Below are 5,937 nucleotides of genomic sequence, written 5' to 3'. Positions count from 1 at the left end.
GAACAAGAGCATCCGGGAGTGGACCGAGCTGCTGGCCGGCGACGAGGTGCTGGCCACGGCCATCCTCGACCGCCTGCTGCACCGAGCGCATGTTCTCAACATCAAGGGGCGCAGCTATCGCCTGCGGGATCTGGAGGAGGCTCTCCAGCGGGCTCACGCTTGAGCCGTCGTAAAACTGGATGTCGCCTTATCTCGTAAATCTCGGTGTCGCTTGACAGCATCTTCTGGGCAATTTCTCCGGCGAGGTGCACAGCATGGCCTTTGGCACTCACTAAGTCCTCGAACGCCTCACCGGTAAGATCAGGCCGAAATCGCAATCCCTCGCGAATGTCGAAGTAGTAAAGAGGCATGGCTGTGTCCCCACTGCGGATGGCGGATGGAAGCCATAACACTCAAATGTGCGCGGTGTTCGCCATTCCATTGAGCGTGCTATGGGAGATATGCAACGCACCCGGTGCATGCATCCTGCTCTGGGATGAGTAAACGTTCTGTTTCGCCTGTCAGACACGTACTTCAGGGGGGGCACAAAGCAGCGGCTGAGGTTGTCTGCACCAAAAGACTACCCGCGCCACAGTTTGTCCCATGTGCACGGTCCGGCCATCAGAGTACCTGCTCTCTTGCTCTACATCATCACTCGCCCGGAGAGGCATTCAGAGGAGTTGACTCGATCTGGGCGAGTTTCTGTCTGTTCGTTTGGGTTGTCTTAGGTCCGATCCCCTCGATACACTCAACCTGGTCCGCTCATGCCTTGGGCTACCCGAGGGCAGTGACACCCGCCCAATTTAGTGCAATACGAGCGTTGAAAGGCGGGCAGACTTTTGATCGATCCCGCGCAAGGCTTGTGAAAGCCCAACGGCATCCGTCGCACCTCATTTGAGGTGTCGGGCTCAGGCTTAGCCGTAAAGTCGGACCAGAACGGTCTTACGGCGTATCACCGTGTTGTTACTGAATGTCGTCAAGTCGACAATTATAGGCACAGTTTCGCATTGCCTCACCTTAAGTAGTAGGTGTCTCACGCAGGCGGCGATAGATCTGCTGACTTACAGGCGGCCCATCACGGCGTTTTCTTTCGGTTCATGACAATGCAAGTCACCGATGTGATTGCTCGGATGGGGAGCGGTCCGTCCGGAAAGTCACCCGTTCAAGGAGCCGATTGTGTGCTTACCGATAACGTGCCTCCTTTGGGTGCCGCGTAATGGCTGATCTGAAGACGAATCTTTCCGTCCACACGGCTCACCTGCTTCCACCCGAGAGCTGGGTCAATTGTATACTTGTCGAGTGCTCTATCTGTAAGAGTACGGGCGTCATCCTGTGACCAGAAATCTTCACACCGTCCGTCGAAGCGCCATACTGAAGCGCCTGGAGCAATTCTGAGCAAGGCTGAGGTCGAGCGCTCCGGGTAGGCTGCTGCCTCTTGGTACAATTGCTCCCCTAACCGGCTCTCCAATTCCGGAATTTGAACCAGGCGTCGGAAGCTCTCCGCCCATTGCGGATTCGACCCGAGTGCGGGTTCAAGCTCTAGGAAATGCTGGTTGGTCCTTACCGTGAGTACGGGAGCAGGGATGATTGTCCTAGAAGCATGACGCAGCCCCGGGTAGTCATAAGCCGGACAGACGAGAATAACATCGCCCGAGCGCACATGAGCAGCAAGGAATGCGGCTGCTCCTCGATAATCGTCCTTTTCACGCCCAGCAATTTCCAGGATTGTTGAGATAAGGAAGGCGAAAAGGATGCTGCCGGATACCCAGACGGCCCATCTGCCGTTAAACGAGACCAGAAGACCAACGAGAAGAATAAAGCCCGGCAAGCTGTAGAGGACGGTTCGTGCGAGAAGGACTGGGAGCGTGACGAGTCCTATTGCCCAGAGGAGAATTGGAACCGCGAGATATGAGAAGATCAGGAGATAGGCAAGTCGATGCTCTGGGGGCTTGGCCATCAATGAGGGGAGTGCCTTCACCCCTCCCACAATCAGGCATATGCTGCACGCGACTAAGACAATCGATTTGATCTCCAAGCGCTTTGCCGGGTCGGAAGTCCACGGAAAATTCCAGAAGCCGTTGGGGAAGTAGATCTCGCCAACTCGGCTGATAACTTGGACAGGTCCAGGCTGTTGCAGCCATTCAACATGCTCATGTCCGTACCGGTGCCCCGCGTATATCCAGACGAGGCCAGGAATCGAGCAAACCGCCATCGCAACGTATGTAACGGTGACTTCCTTGAGGTGAGTTTCTTTTGTTAGATTGCTACGGGCGGTCACAAGGAGGAGGATGCTCGTTGAAGCGATCCAGATTGCCGCGGTCGCATGTGAGTACCAGCTGAACACATTGCCTATGCAGAACAGAAGAAGCCCAAGCCGCCTGCGACCAGTCTTGGCTACGTCCGTTCTCGTAGGATCAGCGAGTGCATTGCCATACGTGACCAAGCCGACGCTGGTTAGGAGGGTGAGGGCGAACAGCAAACTGTACTGGCGAGCTTCCTGGCTGAATCCGACATGCGAAGTCCAGACTGCCAGAAGGGCAGCTGCGAAAAGGGCAAACTTCGCGTCGAAGCAGAGCCGGGCGAGGACGTACATGAGCGCGACGGAAACAACACCAGCGGCAACGGAGAGGCTGCGCATCACCGCTGCGGAGTCGTCCGGGTTGAACAGCAGGCTGTGCAGCCAGTAATACAGGAAAGGGGTCGGATCAGTGGGATAGCGAACCATCTCGGACACCGACCACTGCGATTGCACGATTGTGAGTGCTTCGTCAGACCACAGAGGAAGGTCATCGAGACCAATCAAGCGCAGGAGTGTTGCTCCTGCGAGAATGCCGAAAAGCGCTGATAACTCTCCTATGGATGGCCCAAGCACGCGTTTTGCGTTGAGCCGAGCGAAGGTGCTGGAGGGAACCATAGGTGGGCAGCCTAGCTCTTAAGTCGTCGCCTGTAGGCAGCTTGGAGCCTGATAGGATTTCCCGCTGCTCGTGAATGGTTTTGGCACCAGTTTGCGGTTTCTTGCCATTGCTCAAAAGGAGTACTGCCACAGTTCCATGGCTCGCCGCCATTGGATCTAGCAACGACCTCTAACGCCAGGCTAGCTGTCGGCTCGTCTGGGTGTCCCTCCGCCTTCTCTTGGCCTTCGATCCCAGTTCAATACCACGAACGCACCGAGTGGACGGTCCCGAACAAATCCGCTCATTGGTTAGACCAAATATAACAGCGCGCTGCCAACAGGCGATGATGGTCCCGGGCCAGTTCCTGGAAGGCGGATGTTCGCGCCACAGCAGGATCGCCAACCAGGGCAAACAGCTTCATTGGCTTTGACTTGCCCTTCAACGGCACCAGACCTGCCTCTAGAACCGCAAATCCTTCAACTTCTCTTGCGGCTTCTTCCGATATCAGGATCGGCGCGCCTGCGCCCTTGCAGCTCGACTCGATCCGCGCCGCCACGTTTACAGCATCGCCGACCACGGAATAGTTAAAGCGATTCTCCGAGCCCATATTGCCGACACAGGCCTCTCCTGTGTTGAGACCGATCCCAATGTGAACGATCAACTCGGGGGCCTCTCCTGACCTGAGTCCGAAGGCATCGGTCGCATTGAGATGATCAACGATCGCTTGCATTTTGAGAGCGGCTGAGCAAGCGAGTGCGGCGTGGTTGGGCACCTCAACGGGGGCGTTCCAGAACGCCATGATCGAGTCGCCGATGTATTTATCCACCACGCCGTGGCATTCCTGAATCGCCTCGGTCAGCGGCGAAAACAGCGTATTCAGGAACCGGATCAGGGCCTCAGGGGAGAGGCGTTCGGAGATCGGCGTGAAGTCCCGGACATCCATAAAGAGAATGGTCATCGGCCGGATTTCGCCGCCCAAGCGCAACTGATCTGGTGCGGCCTCCAGCTTCTGGAGGAGTTCGGGCGCCAGATAGCGACTGAAGGCCTGTCTCACGAACCGCTTCTCGCGATCGGTGGTCAGATACAGAAGGGATGTGACCGCGAGATAAACTGCCACTGCGCCGAGGGAGGGGTAGAGTGGATCAACCAGCAAGCTCAATCGGGAAAACGTAAGCCACGCGCCACCGAACAGCGCCGCAATGGCTCCAATCATCACCACGGCCGCATAACGGGCACTGAGCCGTCCGAGCAAAAGCGCCACGAACCCTCCCGCGCCGATCGTCAGGAGGATCTCAAGACCCTTGGCCCAGTCAGGCCGGCGGAGGAAGTCCTGCGCAATAATCTGCTCCACCGCCTGGGCATGGATGGTGACACCAGCGACAGACTCCGCCAGAGGCGTCACCCGGCGGTCATGCAGGCCGGCCGCGGAGGTGCCGATGAATACGATATGGCCTTCAATCCGTGACCGGATCGATTGGTGTCGGTCTGGGTCGAGCACATCGCGTGCCGAGACCAGCCGCTCGGGGCGGTTTCGGCCAAACCGCAGGAAGAGCTCCCCCTCGGCGGTCATCGGCACCGTGAACTGGCCAACCCGCAGCTCGACCAGGGCGGGTGGCCGGGAGGTCTGCTCCCCGCTGGCGCCGGTGCTGCGCACTGTGATCGAGGTTGCCCCTTGCGCCACGCGGAGAGCCTCGAGGGCCAATCCCGGATAGATCTGCCGGCCATCGGAGAGGAGCAGCGGGATCTGTCTCACGATGCCGGACGCACTGTCCTGTCCCAAACTCAGGCTAGCAGCCCCTCGCGCCGCCTCATCAAACAGGGGGAGGCTGGTGACACTGCCCTGGAAGGGCGGCAGAATGGCAGTGGGGACCGTACCGGCAAAGGCGAAACCAGCCTTGCGCATGGGGCGACGGTCGTTCGGCCTCTCGGTGGTAGCAAAGCCCACAACGACCGGGACCGTAGCCATGGCCTCCGCTAGAACCTGATCGTGATCAGGAAGCCGCCGCAACTGCGTGTAGGCTTGCTGCCCCATCCCAGCATCGTCGAGATCCAGTTGGTCGATGTAGCGGGAAGGCGATGTTCGGTCGGGCTCAGCAAAGATGATGTCAAAGGCCACACCTCCGGCCCACCGCGTTCCCTCCCACGTTGGCTGACAGCCGGCCGATCCGGTGGCACTCGCTGTGCCACCCTTGGGCAGCAGCGTTCCACCATGGCCGATAGCCTCGACACCACACCTAACCAATGGCTCGATCCCCGCAGAGAGATCGCCCGCTCACATCAATGCAACCCTGCTACATGGTGCCGAAGCTGGCTTGCTCCGAACCTCTGCAGGCGTTCCAGGGGGGCCTTGATCGTCTCGACAAGCCTGGAGGCCGTGTGCGGACGGTGCCGGCGTTTATGAAACCACCATCTCCTGTGGTGCAATCTCGCGCCAGCGATGGAGCACTCGGCGGGTCGCAACATCGAAGGCCCAGAAGTGTCCCTGGAACGGTTGGTCAGCAGTACGGGAGATCGGGATCCCAAGGTACTTGCACAGCAGCAACGTGCCGACGCCACCATGGGAGATAAACGCGATGTTCTCACCCGAAAACCTCTGAAGGATGTCATCCACGGCCGTAGCGACCCTGGCCTGTGCATCCACAGCGCGCTCCCATCCCCGCACGCTCTCGTCCGGCCTGGCGAAGAAGGCATCCGCCATCCGGTCAAATTCGGGTGGTGGAAGAAACCCGGTTGCACTGCGGTCATTCTCATGTAGCCCATGATGAACGAGGACAGGAAGGCTGAACTGGGCCGCCAGGATGCCGGCTGCTTCGATCGCTTTGGTTTCCGTGCTCGCCCAAACGGCCGAGAGCTTGCCCGGATTGTATCCATCCGAGCGGGGCCGCGGGATTTTGGGTGCCGCGCGTGGTAACGTCGGTTCATGGAGATCGATGAGGACAAGATCGACGATGCCGTTTTGGCGCTGTTATGGCTGACGCTGCATAACGAGCGTTGTGCCTGGAAGGGCTTCGACTGGGCAACGACGGATCGGCTTCACAAGAAGGGCTTGATCGGCGACCCAGTC

General features: G+C 58.8%; 5 protein-coding genes and 1 pseudogene. 2 read left to right on the top strand and 4 right to left on the bottom strand.

Annotated features, from left to right (window positions below):
- A pseudogene (locus FS320_RS36335) lies at positions 1 to 142 on the top strand (ATP-binding protein); the annotation flags it as partial.
- On the opposite strand, the gene FS320_RS51100 reads toward FS320_RS36335, so the two are convergent.
- The 4 genes from FS320_RS51100 to FS320_RS36320 form a co-directional block, all read right to left on the bottom strand.
- A complete protein-coding gene (locus FS320_RS51100; RefSeq protein WP_420846823.1) occupies positions 102 to 350 on the bottom strand; it encodes a DUF6894 family protein in 249 nt (82 codons plus the stop codon). The pseudogene FS320_RS36335 and the gene FS320_RS51100 sit on opposite strands and share 41 nt — an antisense overlap.
- A 791-nt stretch (positions 351 to 1,141) precedes the next feature.
- A complete protein-coding gene (locus FS320_RS36330; RefSeq protein ID WP_152717201.1) occupies positions 1,142 to 2,893 on the bottom strand; it encodes a glycosyltransferase family 39 protein in 1,752 nt (583 codons plus the stop codon).
- Between the two features lie 281 nt (positions 2,894 to 3,174).
- On the bottom strand, positions 3,175 to 4,989 hold the full coding sequence (locus FS320_RS36325) for a CHASE2 domain-containing protein (RefSeq protein WP_192926386.1): 1,815 nt from the start codon (positions 4,987 to 4,989) through the stop codon (positions 3,175 to 3,177).
- A gap of 279 nt (positions 4,990 to 5,268) precedes the next feature.
- On the bottom strand, positions 5,269 to 5,763 hold the full coding sequence (locus FS320_RS36320; RefSeq protein WP_338105632.1) for a histidine phosphatase family protein: 495 nt from the start codon (positions 5,761 to 5,763) through the stop codon (positions 5,269 to 5,271).
- 30 nt (positions 5,764 to 5,793) lie between these two features.
- Between FS320_RS36320 and FS320_RS48875 the strand changes: the two genes are divergently transcribed.
- Positions 5,794 to 5,937 (top strand): DUF6429 family protein (locus FS320_RS48875; RefSeq protein ID WP_244626992.1); only part of this gene is annotated, 144 nt, incomplete at its 3' end.

Origin of the sequence: Microvirga tunisiensis (genome assembly GCF_009296175.1) — a bacterium.
In the GTDB taxonomy this organism is placed as follows: Bacteria; Pseudomonadota; Alphaproteobacteria; order Rhizobiales; family Beijerinckiaceae; genus Microvirga; species Microvirga tunisiensis.
This window is presented reverse-complemented; position numbering and strand designations above follow the sequence as displayed.

Excerpts from the sequence above, each read along its gene's own strand:
- FS320_RS51100 (WP_420846823.1), bottom strand. The coding sequence starts at position 350 with ATGCCTCTTTACTACTTCGACATTCGCGAGGGATTGCGATTTCGGCCT.
- FS320_RS36330 (WP_152717201.1), bottom strand. The coding sequence starts at position 2,893 with ATGGTTCCCTCCAGCACCTTCGCTCGGCTCAACGCAAAACGCGTGCTT.